The sequence below is a fragment of the Streptomyces sp. NBC_01351 genome (assembly GCF_036237315.1).
GTDB lineage: Bacteria > Actinomycetota > Actinomycetes > Streptomycetales > Streptomycetaceae > Streptomyces.
In genome coordinates, this window is the sequence record NZ_CP108356.1 from 6,618,677 (window position 1) to 6,643,969 (window position 25,293).

The window sequence follows — 25,293 nt, forward strand, 5'->3', positions numbered from 1 at the left end:
CTAGAGCAGCGCGAACTGCCCGCCCGGCCCCTCCTCCTGGTGGTCCAGTACCGAGGCGGGGCGCCGGGCCCAGCGCGGCGGAGGCAGCACCCCGGCCGCCCGCAGCTCGGCCGCGGACAGGTCGGGGCCAGGGCCCTGGCCGGGGCCGGGGCCGGGGCCCGGGCCGGGCCCCGGCTCGAAGGCCGCCCGCTCCGGGGTCAGACCGGCCAGCAGCGCCAGGGTCGTCACCAGCGCCAACAGCTCCGAGGTCCAGGCCTGCGGCCACTCGGCCGGACCCAGCGCCGCCAGCCCGTCCGCATCCGGAGCGCGGTGCGCGACCCGGGCCGCGAACCAGGCCTCCAGCACCCGGACGCCCTGCGCCTCGTACTCCCAGGCCCCGGCGGGCACGGGGGAGACGGTGCCCGTACCGAGGCTCAGGGTCTCGCTCTCCGCGTCGTACGCGAGCTCGTGCGGCCACGCCCCGACCGCCGAGCGGACGTACGGCCGGCGCCCGCCCGGCAGCCGGGGCGGCTCGCCGCCGCGCGCCCCGCGCAGCTGGACGGTGAGCAGCCGGTGCCCCAGCTCCAGCCCGGCCCGCCAGCGGTCGGGGTCGGCCGCCAGCGGGACCTCGTACCCCCGCGGCCCGGGGCGGCCCGCCGCGAGGATCCAGCACAGCAGGTCCTCGGGGGTGACCCAGCCGCCGTAGCGCTCGCCGAGCAGGGGCAGCAGGCCCGGGGCGACATTGGGCTCCGCACCGCCGGGGCGCCGGTGCAGGGGGCGGATCCGCCCGAGCCGGCCGGCCGGGAGGTGTGCGCTGACCAGCAGCTCGGGGGTCTCGACGGCGAACAGCTGGTGCTCGTCCAGGACCCGCCACAGCTCGGGGCGGGCCGAGTCGATGAGCCGCTGGTCGGGCAGGAGCCACTGCTCGTCGAAGGGCTCGCGGAGCACCCGTACGGGTTCCGGGCACGGGCCGGGCTCGTCCGCGAAACGGGCCGTCGCCGCCGACCGCTGACCCGGCAGCGCGGCCGCCCCGGCGGCGGGCGTACGCAGCCGGCTCGGCCGGAACAGCCGCTCCCGCTCGGCGGCTTCGGCGCCGGTCAGGGCCGCCCAGCGGGTGCGCAGGGCGGCGGGATCGGGCGCGGCCACCCAGTCCCGGCCCAGGCGCAGGCCGCCCACGGACCAGGGCATCAGATCGTCCAGCAGCGCTACGTCTTCGCTCACGCCGCCGATGGTAGCGACGGGGCCCGGCGGCCGGGCTGCGCCCAGGCCGAAGAGCTACGCTCCTTGTGTAGGCGTATGCGGTGTATGACGTGCATGCGTCGAACCGACCGAGGAGACGTCATGAGTCAGTACGACGAATACTCGACTCCGTCGCAGGCCGAGGGGGAACGGCTCGACGAGGACATGGACGAGACCCAGATGAAGCAGACGCACCACCCCAAGACGACGCGCACCACGCCCTCTCAGGCCGAGGGCGAGCGGGGCGCGGAGGACGACGAGAAGCGGTAGCGGCCACCGGCGCCGGCGCCCCGGCTCCCCGCCGCCCCGGCGCCGTTCTCAGTGCGCGTCGACCGTGACCGTGAAGGAGAACCGGTCGCCGCGGTAGCGGATCCGGGCCACGTCCACCGCCCGGCCGTCCTCGTCGTACGTCACGCCCGTGTAGTGCAGGATCGGGCTGAGCAGCGGGACCTGGAGCAGCTCGGCCGTCTCCGGGTCGGCGAGCCGGGCCTCGACCGTGTCCGTGATCCGGCTGATGCGCACCCCGACCACGTCCCGCAGCACCTTCGTCATCGGCCACCGTTCGAGATCGGCGAGGTCCACGGACTCGGCGAACTCCGGAAGGACCGCGTTCTCCGCCCAGTTGCTCGGCTCGCCGCTCTCCCGGTCGTGGCGCAGCCGGCGGTACGTGACCACCTCCGCCGTGTCCGGGAAGTGCTCCAGCAGCTCCCCGGACACCGCCGTCCGACCGTGCCCGAGGATCGTCGTGCGCTCGCCCGACTGCTGGGCCACGATCGCGTCGACCGAGCCCAGCAGCCGCACCGGGGCGGCCCGAAGGGCCCCCGGCTCGATGAAGGTGCCGCGCCGCCGGTGCCGGCTGATCAGGCCCTCGCCCTCCAGCTCCTTGAGCGCCTGCCGCATGGTCAGCACGCTCACCCCGTAGTGCTCGGCGAGCTGCTCCTCGGTGGGCAGCCGCAGCGAGGCGTCCGGGGTGCGCCCGAGTATCGAGGCGCGCAGCGACTGTGAGACCTGGTACCAGAGCGGCAGTTTCCGGTTCAGGACCAGCGAGTCGGGGGCGAAGGCGGTCACGGGTGGGGTCTCCGTAGGGCTGACAGGGGCGGTGTCCTGCGCATATTAGGCGCGGAAGTGGCGCTGGAGCCCCTGCCAGACGTCGTCGTATGCGCGCTGGAGGTGGTCCGCGCCGGCCGCCTGGGCGGTGGCGGTGATCGGCCAGCGGGTCTCGAACATGAAGGCCAGGCCGTCGTCGATCTTCTGCGGCTTCAGCTCGGCGGCGCTCGCCCGGTCGAAGGTCTCACGGTCCGGACCGTGCGCGGACATCATGTTGTGGAGCGAGCCGCCGCCGGGGACGAAGCCCTCGGCCTTGGCGTCGTAGGCGCCCTCGATCAGGCCCATGTACTCGCTCATCACGTTGCGGTGGAAGTAGGGCGGGCGGAAGGTGTCCTCGCCGACCAGCCAGCGCGGGGCGAAGACCACGAAGTCCACGCCCGCGAGCCCGGGGGTGTCGGTGGGCGCGGTCAGCACGGTGAAGATCGACGGGTCCGGGTGGTCGTAGCTGATGGACCCGATCACATTGAAACGGCGCAGGTCGTAGACGTACGGGACGTGCGTGCCGTGCCAGGCGACGACGTCCAGCGGGGAGTGGTCGTAGGTGGCCGACCAGAGGTTGCCGCAGAACTTGTTGACCACCTCGGTCGGCCGCTCCACGTCCTCGTACGAAGCGACGGGCGCCCGGAAGTCCCGCGAGGCCGCGAGACCGTTGGCGCCGATCGGGCCGAGGTTCGGCAGCTCGAAGGGCTGGCCGTAGTTCTCGCAGACGTAGCCGCGGGCGTCGTCCCCGAGGAGCTCAACGCGGAAGCGCACGCCGCGGGGGATCAGGGCCATCTCGCCGGGGCCGGCGCTGAGCAGGCCGAGCTCGGTGCGCAGGAGCAGCCCGCCGCGCTCCGGGACGATCAGCAGCTCGCCGTCGGAGTCGCTGAACACCCGGTCGGTCATGTCGGCGTTCGCGGCGTAGAGGTGGATGGCCATGCCCGTGCGCTGCGCCGCGTCGCCGTTGCCGCCCAGGGTCCACAAACCGGCCAGGAAGTCGGTGCCGGGGGCCGGGTCGGGCAGCGGGTTCCAGCGCAGCCGGTTGGGGTCCGCGGCGGCCTCGGTGAAGGGCGCGGTGCGCAGGGCCCCGTTGTCCACGCGGGTGAAGGGCGGGTGCGCGGCCGAGGGGCGGATCCGGTAGAGCCAGGAGCGGCGGTTGTGGGTGCGGGGCTCGGTGAAGGCGCTGCCGCTGAGCTGCTCTGCGTAGAGGCCGAGCGGGGCCCGCTGGGGCGAGTTCCGGCCGAGCGGCAGTGCACCGGGCACGGCCTCCGAGCTGTGCTCGTTCCCGAAGCCGGTGAGGTACTCCAGCCCCTCCGCCGTCTTCCTGGCCTGCTCGCTCATCTGCTGCTCCCGCTCCGTAGAAGGAATCCTATGGTTGACAGTAGGATTCCGCGGCCCGCGCGTCAACGGTGGACGGAAGCGGATCGGCTCCGCGCGGGACGCCGAGCGGCTCCGCATGGACGTTGATCGGATTCGTGCGGAGGGGGATCCCAAAAGATGAACAATGCTCTACTCTCACGCGCATGTCGTGGACCCGCAGGTTTCCTGCCGTGCCGGCGGCGTTCCTCGCCGCCCTCCTCGCTCTCCTGTCCCTCCTCGTCGCCGCGCCCCCCGCGAGCGCGCACGAGGAGCGCCCCGTCACCTTCCCCGACGGCACCGGATCCGTCCCCGAATACCGCAAGGCGGAGCCGGACCTGGTGGTCTGCAAGACGGACCGGCCCGACTTCGAACGCCGGATATCCGGCTTCCCGCAGGAGCTCAAGGACCGCAACCTCGCCCTGTTCGAGCAGTGCGGGAAGAGCGGCTACCGCCACCTCCAGCAGGCCGTCGACGCCGTCGACCGGCCCGGGATGAACATCGCGATCCTCCCCGGCCTGTACGAGGAGGAGCCCTCGCTCGGCACCCCGACGGGGGAGTGCGCCTCGCTCAAGGCTCCGAACTCCTCGCTCGGCTACCAGATCCTCAGCTACGAGCAGCAGGTGGCCTGCCGCCACAACCAGAACCTCGTCGCCATCCTCGGCAAGACGAACCTGCAGATCGAGGGCACCGGCGCCTCCCGCATGGACGTCGTCATCGACGCCAAGTACCAGAAGCTCAACGGCATCCGCGCCGACAAGTCCAACGGCGTCTACTTCCGGAACTTCACCGCCCAGCGCACCACCTTCAACTCGCTGTACGTGCTCGCGGCCGACGGCTTCGTCATCGACGACGTGCTCACCCGCTGGAACGACGAGTACGGCTTCCTGACCTTCGCCAGCGACCACGGGCTCTACAAGAACTGCGAGTCGTACGGGAACGGCGACTCCGGCATCTACCCCGGCAGCGCCTCCAACATCAACGACGGACGCGGCTACGACGTCCCCCGCTACTCCATCGAGATCACCGGCTGCCGCAGCCACCACAACATGGTCGGCTACTCGGGCACCGCGGGCGACTCCGTGTGGGTGCACGACAACGAGTTCGACCAGAACATGGGCGGCGCCTCCATGGACAGCGCCTTCCCCGGCCACCCCGGACTCCCGCAGAACCACGCCAAGTTCGAGCGGAACCTGATCCACGACAACAACCAGGACTACTACGGGTACGTGGCCGACGGCACCTGCGCCAAGCCGCCCATCGAGCGCGGCTACGAGCGGGGCGTGGTCTGCCCGCAGATCTCCATGCCCCCGGGCACCGGCATCATCACCGCCGGCGGCAACTGGAACCTCTACGAGAACAACTGGGTGTACGGGCATCAGCGCGCCGGCTTCTTCCTCAGCGCCGTCCCCGCCTTCATCCGCGGCGAGGAGGCGTGGTCCAAGCAGACGGACACCTCCCACCACAACCGGTACGCCGCGAACGTCATGGGCAAGGACAAGTCCGGCGCCGCCCGCCCCAACGGCATGGACGTGTGGTGGGACGGCCAGGGCCGCGGCAACTGCTGGCAGGACGGCCCCGACGGCTCCACCCCGGGCACGGTCCCGCAGTGCGGCGCAGCGCGCGGCGAGGTCTCGGGGGCCTCGGCCCGCCTCGTCGGCGAACCGGTCAAGCTGGTCCAGCTCCTCGTCTGCGCCGACTACAGCGTCCAGGCCCGCAAACTCCCGGCCGGCTGCGACTGGTACGGCGCACGCGGCCTGGAGCGGGTCGAGACCCAGCTCGCGCTGGCCGTGGCGGCGGTCCTCCTCCTGGTCGGCGGGGTCCTGTGGTGGCGCCGCCTGCGCACCTCCCGCCTCGGCACGGTGGCCTCCCTCCTCGGCCTGGCGGGCCTGGCCCTGGACGTGGCCGGCTCCACCATGTCCCTCACCGCGACCTTCGTCCCCGCGCTGGCCCTCCTCCTGCTCGGCCTGTGGTGGACGGGAGCGGGCCTCGCCCTGCGCCCCACCCGCCCCTGGCTGGCCCGCCTGACCCTGCTGCTGGCCGGACTGACCCTGCTGGACGCCTTCGACAAGGCGGTCCTGATGATCCCCTGGACCCCCCTGAGCCCCGCCTGGCTAAGGGCCCTGGTGGCCGTGGTCTGGGTCCTGTGGGCGGTCGTCGCCTCGGCCCGCCCCGGCAACCCGGCCCGCCCCTCCGGCCCCGGCGGCGACCCGGCCGGAGACCGCACCCCCGTCCCGGCGGGCCCCTCCCCGTCCCTGCGCGCGACAGCCCCCGAACCCCCGTCCACCCCGGAGGCCACCGCATGAGCACCCACCCCACCGGGTCGGCACCCGCCCGGCCCCACACCGCCGAACCGACCGGGAGCCCCCACCCGGCAGCCCCGGCCAGGCCCGCCCCGGCGGCCTCCGCCGCCCGTCGTCCCACCCGTCGCCCCGCCCGGGCGCGGGGCGGGGCCCGCCCGGGGCCCCGGCACCACCGGCACCAGCGGCTCGACCGGCATCGCCCGGCCGGCCGCACCGGGGGAGGGACGCGGTGAGTGACGACCCTTCCGTCGAGCGCATCCGGTGCGACGTCTGCGCGGCCCCGCCCCGGATACCGCGCGGGCGCGGCCGGACCGCCCGGACCGCGGCCCTGCTCGCCCTCGTCCTGATCCTGGCAGGCGGCGCGGTGACGGGCTGCGGCGGGCGGGCCACCACCCACCACAAGCCCGGCACCACCCACGAGCAGGCCTCCGGCAACGTGGGCACCCTGCTCACCACCGAAGACGGCGCGGGCCACCGCCTCCGAGAGGTCCCGGCCGAGGGCGCGCCGGAGGTCCAGCTCGCCGCCCGTCCGGACTCCGAGGACGGCTGGAACCTCCAACTGACGGTGAAGAACTACCGCTTCACCCCCGACAGCACCGGCGGAGCGGCCCTGCCGGGCGCTGGCCACGCGCACCTGGAGCTCGACGGACGCAAACTCGCCCGGCTGTACGGCCCCTGGTTCCACCTGCCCGCCGCGCAGGTCCCCGAGGGCGCGCACACCCTGACCGTCCGCCTCTACGCGGACGACCACACCGCCTGGGCGGTCTCCGGCAAGCCGGTCGAGGGCACGCTCCAGCTCACCGCCGCCGCCCCGGGCGGGACCGGCGGCCACGGCCACACCCCACCGCCGTCCCCGGCGACGCCGGAGGCCGACCGCACGGTCAGCGTCACCGTCCGGGACGGCAAGGTCAGCCCCGCCCCCGCCCGCACCGAGCTGCGGCGCGGCGAGCGGGTCACCCTGCGCGTCACGAGCGACCGCGCGGACACCCTGCACGTCCACGGCTACGACAAGGAACTCACCCTGCCCGCAGGCCAGGAGGCCACCCTGACCCTGACGGTCGACCGTACGGGCCTCTTCGAGGTCGAGACCCACGAGTCCGGCCTCGTCCTGACCCAACTCCTCGTCCGATGACCCGCCCACAGCCGCATCCACCGCACCGGCCCACGCACTCACCGCACCGGCACCCGCGCCAACACGGGCGCCCGCGCCCGCGCCGACACCCACACCCGGGTCCGCGCCTGCACCCGCACCCGCGCCGACACCCACACGTGTTGCCGCACCCGCACCCGCACCCGCACCCGCACCCGCACCCGCACCCGCACCCGCACCCGCGGTCCGTCGCCGCGGTCCGGCTCCCCGGACTCGGGCCCGAGTCCGGGAAGTCAGGCCGAGCCTGCGGCGGGACGCCGACCCCGGCCGGCCGGTGGTGAGCCCCGTCGGGCCGGGGCCCGCCCCGGGCGCGGGCGTTGGCGGCGCCGGCCAGGACGTGGTCCTCCACCCGACCGATCCGCTCACCGCGCTCGCGCACGGGATCGGCTCCCAGCACGACCTGCCGATCTCTCCCTTCTACGCATTCGCGGGCGCCTTCGCCGCGCTCTTCGTCTCCTTCCTCGCACTCGGCCTGCTCTGGTCGACCTCCCGCTTCCGTGGAGACCGCTCGGGGCTCGCCCTCCCCGCCGCCCTCCAGCGGGCGGTCGACGCACCGGCCACCCGTACCGCCCTGCGCGCACTCGGCCTCGCCGCCGCACTCGCCGTCCTGCTCCACCTCCTTCTCGGCCCCGACGACCCCGAGCGCAACCCCGCTCCCGGCGCCGTCTACGTACTCCTCTGGGTCGGACTCGTCCCCGCCTCCCTCCTCCTCGGGCCCGTCTGGCGCCCCCTCAACCCGCTCCGCACCCTGCACCGCCTGCTCTCCCGGGCCCTGCCCCGCCGCACCCCCGGCCGCCCCCTCCCCGCCCGGCTGGGCCAATGGCCGGCCGCCGCCGGGCTGTTCGCCTTCACCTGGCTCGAACTCGTCGCTCCCGATCCCGCATCCACCACCACCCTCCTGATCGCCCTCACCCTGTACGCCACCGCCCAGCTGCTGCTCGCCGCCCGCTTCGGCGAGCGCTGGTTCGACGACGGAGACGCCTTCGAGGCGTACTCCGCCCTCCTTGCCCGACTCTCCCCCCTCGGCCGCCGCAATGACGGCCGCCTCGTCCTCCGCAACCCATTCCACGGACTCGACGCGACACCCGAGCGGCCCGGACTCGTCGCCACCGTCTGCGTCCTCCTCGGCTCCACCGCCTACGACGGCTTCTCCGACAACCCCTCGTGGATCGACACCCTGCAGACCTCCCCCCTCGGCCGCACCCCCACAGCCACCCTCGGACTACTCGCTTCCATTGCCCTCGTCGCCACCCTGTACTGCCTGTGCGCGGCGGCCACCCGTCTCGTCAGCGGCCCGCACCCCGGCCCGCTGACCGCCTTCGCGCACTCACTCGTGCCGATCGCGCTCGGCTATCTCATCGCCCACTACTTCTCCCTCCTGGTAGTCGAAGGACCACGCACGGTAAGCATGACACTGGGCACTGACAACGCCCCCGAACCCTTGCCGCCACTGGGTCCCGGCGGTCTCGCCGCCCTCCAGGTCATCGCCGTCGTCACCGGCCACGTGCTCGGAGTCGTCGCGGCCCACGACCGCTCCGTACGGCTCTTCCCGCCCGCGAAGGCGGTGGCCGGACAACTCCCGCTGCTCGCGCTGATGATCACGTACACCATCGGAGGGCTGAGCCTCCTGCTGAACTAGACGGACGAGCGCGTCCAGGCCCCCGCCGAACCGAGAACCGAGGAGCGGCATGATGGACCCCGTGCCTCCAGCCCAGCCCGCCCACCCCATGCGCCGTACGCCGATCCAGCAGCGCAGCGCCGACCGGCTCGCCCGGATCCTCGACGCCTGCGCGGAACTCCTCGACGAGACCGGGTACGAGAACCTCAGCACCCGGGCCGTCGCCCTGCGCGCCGGCGTGCCCATCGGCTCGGTCTACCGTTTCTTCGGCAACAAGCGGGCCATGGCCACCGCCCTCGCCCACCGCAACCTCGACACCTACGCCGACGGCATCGCGGACCGCCTCGCGGGCCTCCCGGCCACCCACTGGCGGCCCGTCGTCGACGCCGTGCTGGACGAGTACCTCGCCATGAAGCGCACCGTCCCCGGTTTCGCGCTCGTCGACTTCGGCGTGCCCGCGCCGGCGGCCGAGGGCCCGGCCTCCGATCCCAACCACCTGGTCGCCGCCCGCCTCACCGAACTGCTCTGCGCACACCTCGGCCTGTCCCCCGGCGCCACCTTGGAGCGGGCGGTCCTCGTCGCCGTCGAGGCCACGGACGCGCTGATCCAACTGGCCTTCCGCACCGACCCGGCGGGGGACCCCGCCATCGTCGACGAGACCCGCGCCATGATGCACGCCTACCTGGCTCGCGTACTGGACTGACGCGCCCCCGGAATGGCCTCCCGGAATGGCCTCCCGGAATGGCCTCCCGGGCCGGCCTCCCGGACCGGCCCCCTCCACCCCGGTGCGGGCTCGATCCCGCACGCCCCTCCCCACCGTCCCTACCGGTCGGTATGCTCGGTGTGCCCGCGTGTCCGTGCCGCAGCCTGCCGCCCTGGAGGGCCCATGCCCCGCACCGCCCTGCGCATCTGCCCCCTCTGTGAAGCCACCTGCGGGCTCACCCTCACCATCGAGGGCACCGCCGTCACCGGCGCCCGCGGCGACCGCGAGGACGTCTTCAGCCGCGGTTTCATCTGCCCCAAGGGCGCCGCCTTCGGACAGCTCGACGCCGACCCCGACCGGCTGCGCGGCCCCCTCGTCCGCCGCGACGGCCGGCTCCGGGAGGCCACCTGGGAGGAGGCCTTCGACGCCATCGCCGCGGCCGTCCCCGCACTCGTCCAGCAGTACGGGGCCCAGTCCGTCGGAGTCGTGCTCGGCAACCCGAACGTCCACACCATGGCGGGCGCCCTCTACCCGCCGCTGCTCCTCAAGGCCCTCGGCACCCGCAACCTCTTCACCGCCAGCACGCTCGACCAGATGCCCAAGCACGTCTCCAGCGGCCTGCTCTTCGGAGACCCCTTCGCCATCCCGGTCCCCGATCTCGACCGGACCGACTTCCTGCTCCTCCTCGGCGCCAACCCGGTCGAGTCCAACGGCTCTCTGTGTACCGCCCCCGACTTCCCCGGCCGGCTCAAAGCCCTGCGTGCCCGCGGCGGCACTCTGGTCGTCGTCGACCCGCGCCGCACCCGCACCGCCGCCCTCGCCGACCGGCACCTCGCGCCGCGCCCCGGCAGCGACGCCCTGCTCCTCGCCGCACTCGCGCACACCCTGGTCGCGGAGAAGCTCGCCGCCCCCGGCGAGCTGGAGGAACGGACCGAAGGACTCGGGGAACTCGAGGCCGCGCTCGGGAGTTTCACTCCTGAGGCCGTAGCACCCGCCTGCGACCTCCCGGCCGACGAGATCCGCGCCCTCGCCCGCGCGCTCGCGGCAGCGCCCACCGCGGCCGTCTACGGGCGGATCGGCAGCTGCACCGTCGAGCATGGCACCCTCGCCAGCTGGCTGGTCGACGTACTGAACATCCTCACCGGCAACCTGGACCGGCCGGGGGGAGCCCTCTTCCCGCTCCCGGCCGCCGGCCCGCGGCCACGCCCCGAGGGGCCGGGCAAGGGCTTCGCGCTGGGCCGCTGGCACAGCCGGGTCAGCGGTCACCCCGAGGTCAAGAGCGAACTGCCCACCGCCGCCCTGGCCGAGGAGATGGAGACCCCGGGGGAGGGGCGGATCCGCGCCCTGATCGCCATCGCCGCCAACCCGGTCCTGTCCGCACCCGACGGCGACCGGCTCGACCGGGCGCTGGCCGGCCTCGACTTCATGGTCTCGATCGACCCGTACCTGAACGAGACCTCACGCCACGCACACGTCGTGCTGCCCCCGCCGCCGCCCTCGCAGAGCGCGCACCACGACTTCGCCTTCAACGGCTTCGCCATCCGCAACCAGGCGCGCTACACCCGCGCCGCCGTCCCCCTCGAAACGGACCGCATCGACGAGTGCGAGATCCACGCGCGCCTCGTCCTCGCCGTCTCCGGCATGCACGGCGCCGCCGGCCCGGACGCCGTCGACGAACTCGCCATCCAGAGCACCCTCGCGAAGGAAACCGCCGACCCGCACTCCCCGCTGCACGGACAGGACCCGGCCCGCCTCGCCGGGCTGCTCACCGGAGAGAGCGGCCCCGAGCGCCGCCTCGACCTGATGCTCCGACTCGGCCCGTACGGAGAGCGGTTCGGCGCCGAGACCAAGGGGGAGCGGCTCAGCCTGGACCGGCTGCTCGCGTACCCGCACGGCATCGACCTGGGCCCCCTGCGCCCCCGGCTCCCGGGCGTACTGAAGACCCGCAGCGGCAGGATCGAGCTGCTCCCGGACCCGATCGCGGCCGAACTCCCCAGGCTGCGCGCGGCGCTCGCCGACCGCCCCGACGCCCTGGTCCTCGTGGGCCGCCGCCATCTGCGGTCCAACAACAGCTGGTTGCACAACGTCCCGGCCCTCACCGGAGGTTCCAACCGCTGCACCCTCCAGGTCCACCCGGAGGACGCGGCCCGGCTGGGCCTCACCGACGGGGGCCGGGCCCGGATCACCGCCGACGGCGGGAGCCTGGAGGTTCCCGTCGAGGTCACCGACGCCGTCCGTACGGGCGTGGTGAGCCTCCCGCACGGCTGGGGACACGACCGGGCCGGTGCCCGGCTCTCGGTGGCCTCCGTCGTGCCCGGCGCGAACGTCAACCAGCTGCTCGACGGAACCCGACTCGACCCGCTGTCCGGCACGGCGGTGCTCAACGGATTCCCCGTCGAGCTCACGCCCCTGCCCTGAGCTGGGGTTTTGCTCGTATTGCTCACGGCTGGACGTCTTGTTGGCATAAGGAGGCGGCACCTACCTTCCCCCCATGCTGACCTTCCTCGGCTTCGCCATGATCGCGACCTTCCTGGTCCTGATCATGATGAAGAAAATGTCGCCCATCGCGGCGCTCGTCCTCATTCCCGCGCTGTTCTGCGTCTTCGCCGGACAGGGCGCGCACCTCGGCGACTACGTCATCGAAGGCGTCGGAAAGCTCGCCCCGACCGCCGCCATGCTGATGTTCGCCATCGTCTACTTCGGCGTGATGATCGACGTCGGCCTCTTCGACCCGATCGTCCGAGGCATCCTGCGCTTCTGCAAGGCCGACCCCATGCGGGTGGTGGTCGGCACCGCCGTCCTCGCGGCGATCGTCTCGCTCGACGGCGACGGCTCGACCACCTTCATGATCACCGTCTCGGCCATGTACCCGCTCTACAAGCGGCTGGGCCTGAGCCTGGTGGTCATGACGGGCGTCGCGGCCACGGCGAACGGAGTCATGAACACCCTGCCCTGGGGCGGCCCCACGGCTCGCGCAGCGACGGCCCTGAAGCTCGACGCCGGCGACATCTTCGTCCCGATGATCCCGGCCCTCGCGGTCGGACTGCTCTTCGTCTTCGTCCTCGCGTACGTGCTCGGTCTGAAGGAACGCCGCCGGGTCGGCCTCCTCTCGATGCCGGGCGCGGAGCGGGAGGAAGAGCAGGAGCAGGAACTGGTCATGGCCGCCCCCGGGGCGGGGGCGGAGGACGTGCAGGCCACCGCTGCCGACGCCGCCGGGCCTGCCGGAAGCGGCCCCGGTTCCGCCGTGTCCGCCGGTTCCGGGGCCGCTTCGGGCTCCGCCGCCCCCGAGGACGGTTTCCAAGGCCTCGACCCCCACCGCCCCACCCTGCGGCCGCGTCTGTACTGGTTCAACGCCGGCCTCACCATCGCCCTCCTCACCGCGATGATCATGGAGCTGTTGCCCATCCCGGTGCTGTTCCTGCTCGGAGCCGCCCTCGCGCTCACCGTGAACTTCCCGCACATGCCCGACCAGAAGGCCCGGATCGCCGCCCACGCCGACAACGTCCTGAACGTCGCCGGCATGGTCTTCGCCGCTGCGGTGTTCACCGGTGTCCTCACCGGCACCGGCATGGTCAAGCACATGGCCGACTGGCTCGTCGGCGCCATCCCCGAGGGCATGGGCCCGCACATGGCGCTGGTCACCGGCCTGCTGAGCCTGCCGCTCACCTACTTCATGTCCAACGACGGCTTCTACTTCGGCGTCCTGCCCGTCCTCGCCGAAGCCGGCGCCGCTCACGGGGTCTCCCCGCTCGAAATCGCCCGCGCCTCCCTCGTCGGCCAGGCCCTGCACATGTCCAGTCCGCTGGTTCCGGCCGTCTACGTCCTCGTCGGCATGGCGAAGGTCGAGTTCGGCGACCACACCCGCTTCACCGTGAAATGGGCCGCCCTGACCTCCCTGGTCGTCCTCGCGGCAGGGATGCTTTTCGGCATCATCTGATCCTCTCCGCCCCTGGCGCCCAGAAAACTACCGGCGCTAGTTTGTAGGGTGTCCGCGAGGTCTGGCTACGCGCTCGTGCGTGCTCGGGAGGGAATGACATGAAGGCCCACGACGGGATGTACATCGGCGGCGCCTGGCGGCCCGCCGTCGGAAGCGACCGCATCGAGGTCGTCAACCCGGCCGACGAGCAGGTCATCGCCTCGGTGCCGGCCGGCACCGAGGAGGACGTGGACGCGGCCGTACGCGCGGCCCGTGCGGCCCTCCCCGGCTGGGCGGCCACGCCCGCGGCCGAGCGGGCCGCCCTGATCGGCGCGCTGCGTGACGTACTGATCGCCCGCAAGAGCGAGATCGCCGAGACCATCACCGCCGAACTGGGCTCCCCGCTCGGTTTCGCGGAGATGGTGCACGTCGGCTCGCCGATCGCCGTGGCGTCTTCGTACGCCGAACTCGCGGCCTCGTACGCCTTCGAGGAGCGGATCGGGAACTCCACCGTGCTCTTGGAACCGGTCGGGGTGGTCGGCGCCATCACGCCCTGGAACTATCCGCTGCACCAAGTCGTTGCAAAGGTGGCACCCGCTCTCGCCGCCGGCTGCACCCTCGTCCTCAAGCCGGCCGAGGACACCCCGCTGACCGCACAGCTCTTCGCCGAAGCCGTGCACGAGGCGGGCATCCCGGCCGGAGTCTTCAACCTGGTGACCGGGACCGGCCCGGTCGCCGGGCAGGCCCTGGCCGCCCATGAGGGAGTCGACCTCGTCTCCTTCACCGGCTCCACCGCCGTCGGCAAGAAGATCGGCGCCACGGCCGGCGCCGCCGTCAAGCGGGTCGCCCTCGAACTGGGCGGCAAATCGGCCAATGTCATCCTGCCCGGGGCCGATCTGGCCAAGGCCGTCGCGGCGGGCGTGGGCCACGTCATGAACAACGCCGGCCAGAGCTGCAACGCGCTCACCCGGATGCTCGTACACCGGGACCAGTACGAGGAGGCCGTCTCGCTCGCGGCCGCCGCCGTCGCCAAGTACCCCACAGGCGACCCCCGCACGCCGGACACCCGCCTCGGCCCGGTGGTCAACGCCAAGCAGCACGAACGCGTCCGCGGCTACATCGCCAAGGGCATCGAGGAAGGCGCCCGCCTCGTCGCCGGCGGCCCCGACGCCCCGCACGAGCAGGGGTACTTCGTCGCCCCGACCGTCTTCGCCGACGTCACGCCCGACATGACCATCGCCCAGGAGGAGATCTTCGGCCCCGTGCTCTCGATCCTCCCCTACGCGGACGAGGAGGAGGCCCTGAGCATCGCCAACGGCACCGTCTACGGCCTCGGCGGCGCCGTCTGGGCGCAGGACGACGAGACGGCCGTGGCGTTCGCCCGCCGCATGGACACCGGACAGGTGGACATCAACGGCGGCCGCTTCAACGTGCTCGCGCCCTTCGGTGGCTACAAGCAGTCGGGCGTGGGCCGCGAGCTGGGCCCGCACGGCCTGGCGGAGTACCTCCAGACCAAGTCCCTGCAGTTCTGAAGACGGAGACGACGATCATGGTCCGCGCCGCCATCCTGCCCGCCGTCGGAGCCCCGCTGGAGGTACGGGAGATCGTGCTGCCCGATCCCGGCCCCGGGCAGGTCCATGTACGGCTCACCGCAGCCGGGGTCTGCCACTCCGACCTCTCCCTCACCAACGGCACCATGCGGGTCCCCGTCCCCGCCGTCCTCGGTCACGAGGGCGCGGGAACGGTCCTCGCGGTGGGCGAGGGCGTCACCCACGTCGCGCCCGGCGACGGGGTCGTCCTCAACTGGGCGCCCTCCTGCGGGGAGTGCCACCACTGCGCCATCGGCGAGGTGTGGCTCTGCGTCAACGCGCTCACCGGAGTCGGGGCGGTCTACGCACACGACGCGCAGGGCGCCCCGCTGCACCCCGGGCTGAACGTGGCCGCGTTCGCCGAGGAGACCGTCGTCGCGGCCAACTGCGTGCTGCCCGCGCCCGCCGGGATCCCGCTCGCCGAGGCCGCCCTGCTCGGCTGCGCCGTCCTCACCGGCTACGGGGCCGTCCACCACAGCGCCCAGGTCCGCCCGGGCGAGTCCGTCGCCGTCTTCGGCGTCGGCGGGGTCGGTCTGGCCGCCCTCCAGGCCGCGCGCATCGCCCAGGCGGGCCCGATCGTGGCCGTGGACGTCTCCCCGGCGAAGGAGGAGTTGGCGCGGGCGGCAGGGGCCACCGAGTTCGTACTCGCCTCCGACACCACCGCCAAGGAGATCCGGGCGCTCACCGGAGGGCGGGGCGCGGACGTCGCCGTGGAGTGCGTCGGCCGGGCCGAGACCATCCGCGGAGCCTGGGAGTCCACTCGGCGCGGCGGCCGCACCACGGTCGTCGGCATCGGCGGCAAGGAGCAGCAGGTCACCTTCCACGCCCTGGAGATCTTCCACTTCGCCCGCACCCTCACCGGCTGCGTCTACGGCAACAGCGACCCCGCCCGCGACCTCCCGGTGATCGCCGAACACGTCCGCGCGGGCCGCCTCGACCTCGGCGCCCTCGTCACCGACCGCATCACCCTCGACGACATCCCGGCGGCCTTCGACGCGATGCTGGCGGGCAAGGGCGGCCGCTCGCTGGTCGTCTTCTAGCCGTCCCGGACTCGGCCGCCGGGCCTATTGCACGGCGGCGGGCGGCGACGGACAATTCCCCCGACTTGCCGAATTTCGGGGGGACTTGTGTGGAGCTTCATCCGACGTAAGGCCGGGACCGGGCGGCGGCCGGTTCCGCCTGCCGCCGAGCCGCCGATCACCGATCCGCCCACCACCGATCCGCCCACCACCGATCCGCCCGGGCGGCCCGAGGTTCGTGACATCGACGTCTACGAAGCCTCGTACCTGCGCGGTGGGCGCACCGCCGTGGCCGAGACGGCCATGGCGGCGCTGTATCTGGCGGGGCGACTCACTGTGGTGTCCGGCTCGAACTGGGTGACGGTGAGGCGAGACGGTCACGATCTCGGCGACGAGTTCCAGGCGGCCGTGGTCGCGCGCATGGCCGAGGCGGAGAGTTGTGTCGCCCTGGGGCTGCGGGACGACACGGCGTACCACCCCGCCGTGGAACGGCTGGTCGAGCGGCTGATCGAGGACGGCCTGATCGTCGCCGTCGGAGGACGGCACCTGATGAACCGCCGCTACCCCACCGAGTCGGGCGTGGCCGCGCTGCGCCGGTTCACCAAGCGGCCGCCGTTCGCCGCCGCGGCCGAGCCCAAGCTCGTCGAGGTGGCCCTGTACGGACTGAGCCGCCTCCCGCCGGGCGCGGTGCTGCCGGTGGGACGGCCGTCACCCGCCGCGCCCCGGTCGGGCAACGGGTGGGCGTCCGGGAGGCACTGGGCGGGAACCGGCACCCTCGGTGGCTTCGTGCCCGCGGCCGGAGACGGCGGAAGCGGCCGCTCCGGGTCCAACGGCGGCTGCGGCGGTGGCACCAGCAGCACCTGTGGGGGCGGCGGTGACGGGGGCGGCTGCGGTGGCTGCGGCTGCGGCTGATCCACCCTGATCCGCCTTGATCCGCCCTGGTCCACGGGACACCCCCCTCCCCGGCCGGTGTCCCAAGTCGCTTCGCTCCGAGTCGCCCGCTCCCTACGCCACAGGGTTCGCGTGCGCCAGCGCCTTGTACTGCAGCGCCAGCCCGTCCAGCAGCGCCGTCAGGCCCGTTTCGAAGGCGCCCTCGTCGACCTCGCGGCGGCGCTCCGCCAGGAGGTGCGCCTGGCCCAGGTGCGGGTAGTCCGACGGGTCGTACGCCGTCTCGTCGTCCACGAAACCCCCGGCGAAGGAGGCCACCGCCGAGCCGAGGATGAAGTACCGCATCAGCGCGCCGATCCGCGTCGCCTGCCCAGGGGGCCAGCCCGCCGCCGTCATCGCCCCGAACACCGCGTCCGCCAGCCGCAGGCCCGCCGGACGGCGGCCCGGGCCGCGTGCCAGCACCGGGACGATGTTCGGATGGTCGGACAGGGCGTCCCGGTACGAGTGCGCCCACGCGTGCAGCGCTCCCCGCCACTCCAAGCCCGCCTCCGGCTCGAACATCGACAAGTCGACCCGCGCGCTGACCGCGTCCGCCACCGCTTCCAGGATCTCGTCCTTGGTGCGGAAGTGGTTGTAGAGGGAGGGGCCGCTGACCCCCAGCGCCGCCGCCAACCGCCGCGTCGACACCGCCTCCAGACCCTCCGCGTCCACCAGCGCACCCGCCGCCTCGACGATGCGGGCTCTGCTGAGGAGGGGCTTGCGCGGTCTGGCCATGCGCCACATAGTAGGGCCTGCCCGCCATAAACTACCGGTGCTAGTTAACGGCCCCGGACGAGCCGCCCGGAGGTGCCCGGTGGACATGGAGCTGAGCGAGGAGCAGGCCGCCGTACGCAGGCTCGCCCGGGAGTTCGCCGAGCGCGAGGTCATCCCGTACGCCGCCGACTGGGACCGCGCCGAGAGCGTGGACCGGGCCATCGTGAAGAAGCTCGGCGCCCTCGGCTTCCTCGGCCTGACCGTCCCCGAGGAGTACGGCGGCTCCGGCGGCGACCACCTCGCCTACGTCCTGGTCACCGAGGAACTCGGCCGAGGCGACTCCGCCGTGCGCGGCATCGTCTCCGTATCCCTCGGCCTGGTCGCCAAGACCATCGCCGCATGGGGGAGCGAAGAGCAGAAGAACGACTGGCTGCCCCGGCTCTGCTCCGGTGACGCGCTCGGCTGCTTCGGCCTGACCGAGCCCGGGACCGGCTCCGACGCCGGCAACCTCACCACCCGCGCCGTGCGCGAGGGCGACGCGTACCTGATCAGCGGCAGCAAGATGTTCATCACCAACGGCACCTGGGCCGACGTGGTGCTGCTCTTCGCCCGCACCAACGACCAGCCCGGCCATCGCGGGGTCTCCGCCTTCCTCGTGCCCACCGACACGCCCGGCCTCACCCGCCGCGAGATCCACGGCAAACTCGGGCTGCGCGGCCAGGCCACCGCCGAACTCGCCCTCGACGGCGTCCGCGTGCCCGCCTCCGCGATGCTCGGCCCCGAGGGCAAGGGCTTCTCCGTCGCCATGTCCGCCCTCGCCAAGGGCCGGATGTCGGTCGCCGCCGGCTGCGTCGGCATCGCCCAGGCGGCCCTCGACGCCGCCGTCTCCTACGCCGCCCAGCGCGAGCAGTTCGGCAGGCCGATCGCCCACCACCAGCTGGTCCAGGAGCTGATCGCCGACATCTCGGTCGACGTGGACGCGGCCCGGCTGCTGACCTGGCGGGTCGCCGACCTCATCGACCGCGGCCGGCCCTTCGCCACCGAGTCCTCCACCGCCAAGCTCTTCGCCTCCGAGGCCGCCGTCCGCGCCGCGAGCAACGCCCTCCAGGTCCACGGCGGTTACGGCTACATCGACGAATACCCGGCCGGCAAACTGCTGCGCGACGCCCGCGTGATGACCCTGTACGAGGGCACGAGCCAGATCCAGAAGCTCCTCATCGGCCGAGCCCGCACGGGAGTTTCCGCCTTCTGACCTACGGAGTTTGAGTACGTACGTGAGTACGCGCGCCCATGTGCCCGCGGCCGCCGCGCCCGATGCTGGACCCATGAACGAGACACCGGTCAAGCAGCAGAACACGGGGGCCTACTACGGTCAGGCCGTCGCCTCCTTCGGCATCGCCATCGCCGCAGTGGGCCTGGGCATCTACAACCTGGACACCGACGGCTGGGTCCGCGCCTTCCTCGGCATCGCGGTGCTGTACCTGACCACCTCGGCCTTCACCCTCGCCAAGGTGATCCGCGACCGCCAGGAGGTCACCCAGATCGTCAGCCGGGTCGACCAGGCCCGGATGGAGCAGATCATGACGAGCTACGACCCCTTCGCTCCGAAGCAGCCCACCGCCCAGGATCGCTAAGCGCTTGCTCACCCTCCGGTAGGGTGTTCACTCCTACCAGGCGAAGAGGGTGAGCGAGCGATGGACACCACGGAAACCGGAGGCTACCGGCCGTGGTCGGAGGTCACCCCCGACGCGGCCAGGCGGCTGCTCGTGGCCGCCGTCGACGCCTTCGCCGAGCGCGGCTACCACGCCACCACCACACGTGACATCGCGGGGCGCGCCGGCATGAGCCCGGCCGCGCTCTACATCCACTACAAGACCAAGGAAGAGCTGCTCCACCGGATCAGCCGGATCGGCCACGACAAGGCCCTGGAGATCCTCACCTCCGCCGCCGAAGGCCCCGGCTCCGCCGCGGAGCGCCTCGACGCCGCCGTGCGGTCCTTCGTGGGATGGCACGCCGCACACCACACCACCGCCCGCGTGGTCCAGTACGAGCTCGACGCTCTCGCTCCGGAGCACCGCTCCGAAATCGTGACACTGCGCCGGCAGAGCGACGCCGCCGTACGCCGGATCCTGGCCGACGGGGTCGCGGCGGGGGAGTTCGACGTCCCCGACGTGCCGGGCACCACCCTCGCCGTCCTGTCCCTCTGCATCGACGTGGCCCGCTGGTTCAGCGCGGCCGGGCGGCGCACGCCCGACGAGGTCGGCGCGCTCTACGCCGACCTCGTGCTCCGCATGGTGGGCGCGCGCCCCCCGGCCGCCGCCGCTCAGAAGTAGTAGCGGGACACCGACTCCGCCACGCACACCGGCTTGTCGCCGCCCTCCCGCTCGACCGTGACGGTCGCCGTGACCTGCACGCCGCCACCCGCCTCCGTGACCTCCGTGATCACGGCGGTGGAGCGCAGCCGCGATCCGACGGGCACCGGAGCCGGGAAGCGCACCTTGTCAGTCCCGTAGTTGATGCCCATCTTCATGCCCTCGACCCGCATGATCTGCGGCACCAGACTGGGCAGCAGCGACAGGGTCAGGTACCCGTGCGCGATGGTGGAACCGAAGGGCCCGTCCGCCGCGCGCACCGGGTCCACATGGATCCACTGGTGGTCGCCGGTGGCGTCCGCGAAGAGGTCGATCCGCTTCTGGTCCACCTCCAGCCACCCGCTGGGGCCGAGCGGTTCGCCGATCCCGGCGCGCAGCTCCTCGGTGGACGTGAAGACCCTCGGCTCGACCATGCCCTGCTCCTACCTAGCGGTGAATCGTGCACACGAACAGACGAATAAGCGTTTGCTCAGCATGCTGGGACCGTATGTGTATGTCAACGGACCTCCGGCTACCCTCGGCCGGGTGCCGCAGATTCCCGAGAACGTCCACGAACTCACCGTCGGCCAGCTGTCCGCCCGTAGCGGCGCGGCCGTCTCCGCGCTCCACTTCTACGAGGCCAAGGGCCTGATCACCAGCCGCCGCACCAGCGGAAACCAGCGCCGCTACACCCGTGACGCCCTGCGCCGGGTCGCCTTCGTGCGTGCCGCCCAGCGGGTGGGCATCCCCCTCGCAAGCATCCGCGAGGCACTGACCCGGCTTCCCGAGGAACGCACCCCCAACCGCGATGACTGGGCCCGGCTTTCCGAAGCCTGGCGCAAGGAACTCGACGAGCGGATCAGCAAGCTCGGCCGCCTGCGCGACCACCTGACGGACTGCATCGGCTGCGGCTGCCTCTCGCTGGAGACCTGCGCGCTGTCCAACCCGGACGATGTCATCGGCGAACGGGTCACCGGCTCCCGGCTGTAGCCGCAGCCGCCGCCTCCCGCACCACCACCCGGGCCACCGCCACCAGTTCGGCGTTCGACCGCGCCGGCCGCCCGTCCGGCAGGTGCAGTACGTCGCCCACGCCGATCCGCAGGCCCGTACCGCACCGTACGGCCAGCCGGAGCACCGGCCAGGCGGCGGCCTCCCGCCCGAACAGCACCACCGCCACCGGGGGCAGCCCGCGCAACCCGGCCACCAGGGCCGGATCGGCCGAAGCGAGCTCGGCCACGAGCCGGACCCGGCCCGGTTCGCGCACCGGCCAGGCCAGGAACCGCGCCATCGGATCCGGCCCGGCCGGGCCCCCCAGCGGCACCACCGCGTCCACCGCCACACCCCGGCCCAGCAGCACCCGCGCCAGCTCCTCCGCCCCCGGCTCCGCGAAGTCCACCACGGCCCGGTCGGGCAGCACCGTCCACGAGCGCACCCGCTCCAGCCGCCCCGCCGGATCGGGCTCGGCCGCGATGCTCGCCGACACCGCGAGGGGTACGCCCACCCCCGCGCCCCGCAGCTCCTCCAGCACCGGCCCGACCACCCGGGGCGAGAGGCTCTCCCGCCCGCACGGGGTCCGCGGGTGCACCAGTACCTCCCCGGCCCCCGCGGCGACGGCCGTCAGCGCCGACCCGGCCAGATCCGCCGGGGACACGGGCACGGCCGGGCCGTCGGCAGCGCTCCGGGCGCCGTTCACCGAAGCCAGCAGGGGCACCACCACCGGCGGCCTCACACGACCCCCGCCCGCGGAGCCCCCGCCCGCAGAACTCTCGCCCGCAGAACTCTCGCCCGCGGAGCTCCCGCCCGCAGAGCCCCTGCCACCAACAACCTCACGCGGCCCCCGCCCGCACCGAAGCCGAGGGAGCCTCCGCCAGCGCCGGTCTCGGCACCACGATGCCGCAGCCCGCGCACACCGGCCCGTCCCAGGCCCAGGCCCCCTCCCACGCGCCGACCGCGGCGACCGCGCGGCCCGTACTGCCGCCACCGCCCGCACTACCCGCACCACCCGCCCCGACCGCCCCGACCGCGTCGCCCCGCACCACCGCCGGCCACCGCAGCTCGGCCTCCCCGCAGACCGGGCACGCCGTCCCCGGCTCCGACTCCAGCGCCTTCACCAGCCGCCGCAGCACCTCGCCCAGCGTCCCCTCGGGCCGCACCCCGGGATCCGCGCACCGCACCACCGCGTCCCCGCTGCCGCCCCACGCCCACTCCGGCCGACGCAGCCCGTGGTGCTTCTCCCGGCGCCGGCGCTCCGCGAACTGCCGCTCGTACTCCAGCCACACCGCCCGCGCGTCCTCCAACTCCTCCAGGGCCGCCACCAGCCGCAGCGGATCCGCCCCCCGGTCCTCGGGCGCGATCCCGTGCCGGTCGCACAGGTGCCACCACGTGGCCCGGTGCCCGTACGGGGCGAACCGCTCCAGGCAGCGGCGCAGCGAATGGCGCCGCAGGGCCCGGTCGTTGCGCGCGTCGCGCACCTGGTAGGCCAGACTCCGGAAACCCGCCATCACACCTTCACCTCCACCTGTGCCGATGTGCCCAACATGCCCGGTCCGCAGCGGGCGCATGCGGGGCGGACGAGGCGTGCGGGTGGCACATGGCCGGAACTCAGCGCCCCATGCGCCCCGCGGAGACCACGAGTTCGGCCAGTTCCGCATGGCAGATGTCGCTGTGCGCCCCCGAAGGGGCCCCGCCGCGCCGCACCACCGAACCGGCGTCCACACTGACACACCCGGCCGTCGGCAGCCCCTCGCGGAGGGCCGCGCCCAGGCTCAGCCGCGGCGCGCCGGGCACCGCCTGCACCCCGTCGTGCCCGATCGCGCCCCACCGCTCGTCGAAACCCAGCAGACCGGCCGAATCCCGGGCCATCCGGGAGGCCAGCGGGTAGAACACCTTCAAGGCCGAGTCGTGCGGCGAATGGCAGGCGACCACCGGCCCGTCGACCCGGCGCTGGAGTCCGCGCAGGGCGCCCCCGTGCCCCTTGTCGTGCGGCAGTCGGTCGCAGAACGCGTAGTGGGAGAAGGCTCCCTGGAGCAGCGTCAGGGATTTGACGTACCGGGCCGCGTCCGGCACCGCGCGCAGCGAGAAGGAGACCAGGCGGGCCCCGAAGCTGTGTCCGATCAGGTGGATCCGCAGGGCCGGGCGGCCCGCCGCCAGCTCGGTCAGTACGGGCCCCAGGCCGCGCTCGCCGACCACCCCGGCCCGCTTCTTCATCTGGTAGTACGAGGCCTGCCGCAGGAGCTCCTTCGCGCCGCCCCACAGCCCGCGCAGCCCGCCACCGACGGCGAGGCCCCGCTCGCCCTCGACGCCCGGGGGCGGTGCGGCGCCCGCCTCGACCAGCGCGAGGGCCAGGGCCCGGCACACCTCCACGGCCTCCTCGGTGAAGAGCGCGGGCACCTGCGCGGGCACCTCCGTGTCCGCCACGGCCGACAGCCCGTCCACTCCGACCAGCCGCCGTACGAGCGCACCGAACTCGGTGAGGGCGGCCTCCGACTCGGGGCGCTCCTCCAGCAGTTCCGCGATCCGCTCCAGCTCCGCGTCGCGGCCCGGCCAGAACTCCACGAGGGCGTCGCGCGTGGCGGGGTCGAGCGCCGTGCCGAAGCCGGGCTCCGCGAGCGCGCCGGGCGAGTCGAAGTCCGGTATCGGCTCGTCCGAGAACCGGATCGAGGGCCATACGACCCCCACGTACCCCAGCCGCACCCCGTGCCCCACCAGCCCCGCGAAGGGGGCGAAGAACCGGTCGTAGAGCCGGGTCGCGGTCGACGGGTGGCTGTTCCAGCCGTGCGCGAAGACGAGCAGGTCCGTGGCCTCCATCCGCTCCACCGGGCCGTACGTGGCCCGGTCCACGTCCCCTTCGGAGTCGAAGGTCAGCTCCGCGTACGGCCCCACACCGATCCCCACACCGATCCCGGCCCCGATCCCGGCCACGCTCTCCGCCATGAGGTGCCCCCTCCACGCCGTGCCCGCCGTCCGTCCCGTGGATCCAGCATCCTGCCGCCGCCCCCACCCGGCCAGACCCGTGACGCCACCGGCTCACCCGTAGAGGAGGTACTCCCCGCGCACCGCCTCGAACCGCTCCAGCCCCGCCGCCCAGTCGCCCGCGATCTCCTCCACCCCGGCCCCCGCGTCCACCAGCGTCCGCACCCGGTCCGAGCCGGTCAGCTTGTCGATCCAGTGGTCCGCGCGCCAGCCGAAGCCGCTCCACACCCGGCGCGCGGTCACCAGCAGCCCGATCCCGGCCCGGACCGGGTCGAAGGCCTCCCGGTCGTGCACGATCAGCCGGACCCCGCCGCACACCTTGCCCAGGTGCTTGGAGAAGGTCGGGGTGAAGTACGCCTCCCGGAACCACACCCCCGGCAGCCCCAGCGCGTTCGCGGCCTCCGCCCACCGTCGGTCGATCCCCTCCGCGCCCACCACCTCGAAGGGCGTGGTCGTCCCGCGCCCCTCGGAGAGGTTCGTCCCCTCGAACAGGCAGGTGCCGGCGTACGCGAGGGCCGTGTCCGGGGTCGGCATGTTCGGGCTCGGCGGCACCCAGGGCAGGCCGGTCTCCCCGAAGAACGACTCCCGGCGCCAGCCGGTCATCGCCACCGTCCGCAGCCTGACCGGAGCGTCGGTCAGGAACTCCCCGTTGAACAGCAGCGCCAGCTCGGCCGCCGTCATCCCGTGCGCGAGCGCGATCGGCTCCCGGCCCACGAAGCTCGCGTACGGCCGCTCCAGGACGGGCCCCGCCGCCCGCCGGCCGCCCACCGGATTGGGCCGGTCCAGCACCACCATCGCCTTGCCGGCGAGGGCGGCCGCGCGCATGCAGTCGTACAGCGTCCAGATGTAGGTGTAGAAGCGCGCCCCGACGTCCTGGATGTCGAAGACGACGGTGTCCACCCCGGCCGCCGTGAACACGTCCGCGAGCCGCTGCCCGCTCTTGTCGTACGTGTCGTACACCGGCAGCCCCGTCGCCGGATCCCGCCCGGCCCCCTCAGAACCGCCCGCCTGGGCCGTTCCCCGGAACCCGTGCTCGGGCCCGAACACCGCGACCAGGTCCACCCGTTCGTCCGCGTGCAGCACGTCGACCAGGTGGCGGGCGTCGGAGGTGATCCCGGTGGGGTTCGTGACCACCCCCACCTTCTGCCCGGCCAGGACCGCGTACCCGTCCGCGGCGAGCCGCTCGAAGCCCGTACGCACCCGCTCGGCCCGCGGCGCGGCCGCACCGATCGCCCCTACGGGACCCACGGCACCCGCAGCCCCTACGGCACCCACGGCTCCCGCGGCCCCCACCGTCCCCGCCAGTCCCAGCAACCCCCGTCGCGACAGAGTCATCCCGCCACGCTAGGCGTCGGCCCTCTTCCGCCACGA

The 25,293-nt window shown here is 73.5% G+C and carries 23 protein-coding genes; 14 read left to right on the top strand and 9 right to left on the bottom strand.

Translation table 11 applies throughout. From position 1 onward, the window contains the following. A complete protein-coding gene (locus OG625_RS30515) occupies positions 1-1,167 on the bottom strand; it encodes a type ISP restriction/modification enzyme (RefSeq protein ID WP_329391115.1) in 1,167 nt (388 codons plus the stop codon). Positions 1,168-1,320: 153 nt separating this feature from the next. Between OG625_RS30515 and OG625_RS30520 the strand changes: the two genes are divergently transcribed. After that, positions 1,321-1,488, top strand: a complete 168-nt coding sequence (locus OG625_RS30520; protein WP_329387428.1) for a hypothetical protein — start codon at positions 1,321-1,323, stop codon at positions 1,486-1,488. A 48-nt stretch (positions 1,489-1,536) separates the two neighbouring features. Here OG625_RS30520 and OG625_RS30525 read toward each other — a convergent pair whose 3' ends face one another. Together OG625_RS30525 and hmgA are read right to left on the bottom strand one after the other, a co-directional pair. Then, the gene (locus OG625_RS30525) at positions 1,537-2,286 is read right to left on the bottom strand and encodes a GntR family transcriptional regulator (protein WP_329387430.1); all 750 of its coding nucleotides are present in this window, start codon (positions 2,284-2,286) and stop codon (positions 1,537-1,539) included. Between the two features lie 45 nt (positions 2,287-2,331). Further along, the gene (gene hmgA / locus OG625_RS30530) at positions 2,332-3,645 is read right to left on the bottom strand and encodes a homogentisate 1,2-dioxygenase (RefSeq protein WP_329387433.1); all 1,314 of its coding nucleotides are present in this window, start codon (positions 3,643-3,645) and stop codon (positions 2,332-2,334) included. Between the two features lie 182 nt (positions 3,646-3,827). On the opposite strand from hmgA, the gene OG625_RS30535 reads away from it, so the two are divergent. The 9 genes from OG625_RS30535 (at position 3,828) to OG625_RS30575 (ending at position 16,870) form a co-directional block, all read left to right on the top strand. Then, a complete protein-coding gene (locus OG625_RS30535; RefSeq protein ID WP_329387435.1) occupies positions 3,828-5,966 on the top strand; it encodes a right-handed parallel beta-helix repeat-containing protein in 2,139 nt (712 codons plus the stop codon). A 286-nt stretch (positions 5,967-6,252) separates the two neighbouring features. Then, positions 6,253-7,095, top strand: a complete 843-nt coding sequence (locus OG625_RS30540; RefSeq protein ID WP_443067911.1) for a hypothetical protein — start codon at positions 6,253-6,255, stop codon at positions 7,093-7,095. 355 nt (positions 7,096-7,450) lie between these two features. Continuing rightward, the gene (locus OG625_RS30545; protein WP_329391120.1) at positions 7,451-8,752 is read left to right on the top strand and encodes a hypothetical protein; all 1,302 of its coding nucleotides are present in this window, start codon (positions 7,451-7,453) and stop codon (positions 8,750-8,752) included. Positions 8,753-8,804: 52 nt separating this feature from the next. Then, positions 8,805-9,434, top strand: a complete 630-nt coding sequence (locus tag OG625_RS30550) for a TetR/AcrR family transcriptional regulator (RefSeq protein WP_329391122.1) — start codon at positions 8,805-8,807, stop codon at positions 9,432-9,434. A 183-nt stretch (positions 9,435-9,617) separates the two neighbouring features. Further along, positions 9,618-11,852 (top strand): molybdopterin oxidoreductase family protein, encoded by a 2,235-nt coding sequence (locus OG625_RS30555; RefSeq protein ID WP_329387437.1) that lies wholly within the window; start codon positions 9,618-9,620, stop codon positions 11,850-11,852. Positions 11,853-11,925: 73 nt separating this feature from the next. Further along, on the top strand, positions 11,926-13,371 hold the full coding sequence (locus OG625_RS30560) for a CitMHS family transporter (protein ID WP_329387439.1): 1,446 nt from the start codon (positions 11,926-11,928) through the stop codon (positions 13,369-13,371). A 98-nt stretch (positions 13,372-13,469) separates the two neighbouring features. Continuing rightward, positions 13,470-14,882: an aldehyde dehydrogenase family protein gene (locus OG625_RS30565; protein ID WP_329387441.1), complete on the top strand. Its 1,413-nt coding sequence runs from the start codon at positions 13,470-13,472 to the stop codon at positions 14,880-14,882. Between the two features lie 17 nt (positions 14,883-14,899). Further along, positions 14,900-15,979: a Zn-dependent alcohol dehydrogenase gene (locus OG625_RS30570; RefSeq protein WP_329387443.1), complete on the top strand. Its 1,080-nt coding sequence runs from the start codon at positions 14,900-14,902 to the stop codon at positions 15,977-15,979. 87 nt (positions 15,980-16,066) lie between these two features. Next, the gene (locus OG625_RS30575; protein WP_329387445.1) at positions 16,067-16,870 is read left to right on the top strand and encodes a TIGR04222 domain-containing membrane protein; all 804 of its coding nucleotides are present in this window, start codon (positions 16,067-16,069) and stop codon (positions 16,868-16,870) included. Between the two features lie 93 nt (positions 16,871-16,963). Here OG625_RS30575 and OG625_RS30580 read toward each other — a convergent pair whose 3' ends face one another. After that, positions 16,964-17,620: a TetR/AcrR family transcriptional regulator gene (locus OG625_RS30580; protein ID WP_329387447.1), complete on the bottom strand. Its 657-nt coding sequence runs from the start codon at positions 17,618-17,620 to the stop codon at positions 16,964-16,966. A gap of 79 nt (positions 17,621-17,699) precedes the next feature. Here OG625_RS30580 and OG625_RS30585 point away from each other — a divergent pair, with 79 nt between their 5' ends. From OG625_RS30585 to OG625_RS30595, 3 genes are all read left to right on the top strand, one after another. Then, a complete protein-coding gene (locus OG625_RS30585) occupies positions 17,700-18,851 on the top strand; it encodes an acyl-CoA dehydrogenase family protein (RefSeq protein ID WP_329387449.1) in 1,152 nt (383 codons plus the stop codon). A 73-nt stretch (positions 18,852-18,924) separates the two neighbouring features. Then, positions 18,925-19,233, top strand: a complete 309-nt coding sequence (locus OG625_RS30590) for a YiaA/YiaB family inner membrane protein (RefSeq protein WP_329387453.1) — start codon at positions 18,925-18,927, stop codon at positions 19,231-19,233. Between the two features lie 60 nt (positions 19,234-19,293). Continuing rightward, positions 19,294-19,932 (top strand): TetR/AcrR family transcriptional regulator, encoded by a 639-nt coding sequence (locus tag OG625_RS30595; RefSeq protein WP_329387455.1) that lies wholly within the window; start codon positions 19,294-19,296, stop codon positions 19,930-19,932. Here the strand turns inward: OG625_RS30595 and OG625_RS30600 are convergent. Further along, on the bottom strand, positions 19,923-20,384 hold the full coding sequence (locus tag OG625_RS30600; RefSeq protein ID WP_329387457.1) for a MaoC family dehydratase: 462 nt from the start codon (positions 20,382-20,384) through the stop codon (positions 19,923-19,925). The two genes, OG625_RS30595 and OG625_RS30600, sit on opposite strands and share 10 nt — an antisense overlap. 112 nt (positions 20,385-20,496) lie before the next feature. Between OG625_RS30600 and soxR the strand changes: the two genes are divergently transcribed. Then, positions 20,497-20,940, top strand: coding sequence for a redox-sensitive transcriptional activator SoxR (gene soxR, locus OG625_RS30605; RefSeq protein ID WP_329387459.1), 444 nt, complete (start codon positions 20,497-20,499; stop codon positions 20,938-20,940). Here soxR and OG625_RS30610 read toward each other — a convergent pair. The 4 genes from OG625_RS30610 to OG625_RS30625 all read right to left on the bottom strand — a co-directional run bounded on the left by OG625_RS30610 (position 20,921) and on the right by OG625_RS30625 (position 25,257). Next, positions 20,921-21,667 (bottom strand): 3-keto-5-aminohexanoate cleavage protein, encoded by a 747-nt coding sequence (locus tag OG625_RS30610; RefSeq protein WP_329387461.1) that lies wholly within the window; start codon positions 21,665-21,667, stop codon positions 20,921-20,923. The genes soxR and OG625_RS30610 overlap by 20 nt on opposite strands. Positions 21,668-21,776: 109 nt before the next feature. Beyond that, entirely contained in the window at positions 21,777-22,451 is a 675-nt protein-coding gene (locus tag OG625_RS30615; RefSeq protein ID WP_329387462.1) for a hypothetical protein, read from the bottom strand. A 100-nt stretch (positions 22,452-22,551) separates the two neighbouring features. Continuing rightward, complete coding sequence (locus OG625_RS30620; protein ID WP_329387463.1) at positions 22,552-23,883, bottom strand: serine-threonine protein kinase; 1,332 nt, start codon at positions 23,881-23,883, stop codon at positions 22,552-22,554. A gap of 93 nt (positions 23,884-23,976) precedes the next feature. Next, positions 23,977-25,257, bottom strand: coding sequence for an exo-beta-N-acetylmuramidase NamZ family protein (locus OG625_RS30625; RefSeq protein ID WP_329387465.1), 1,281 nt, complete (start codon positions 25,255-25,257; stop codon positions 23,977-23,979). Positions 25,258-25,293 lie beyond the last annotated feature (36 nt).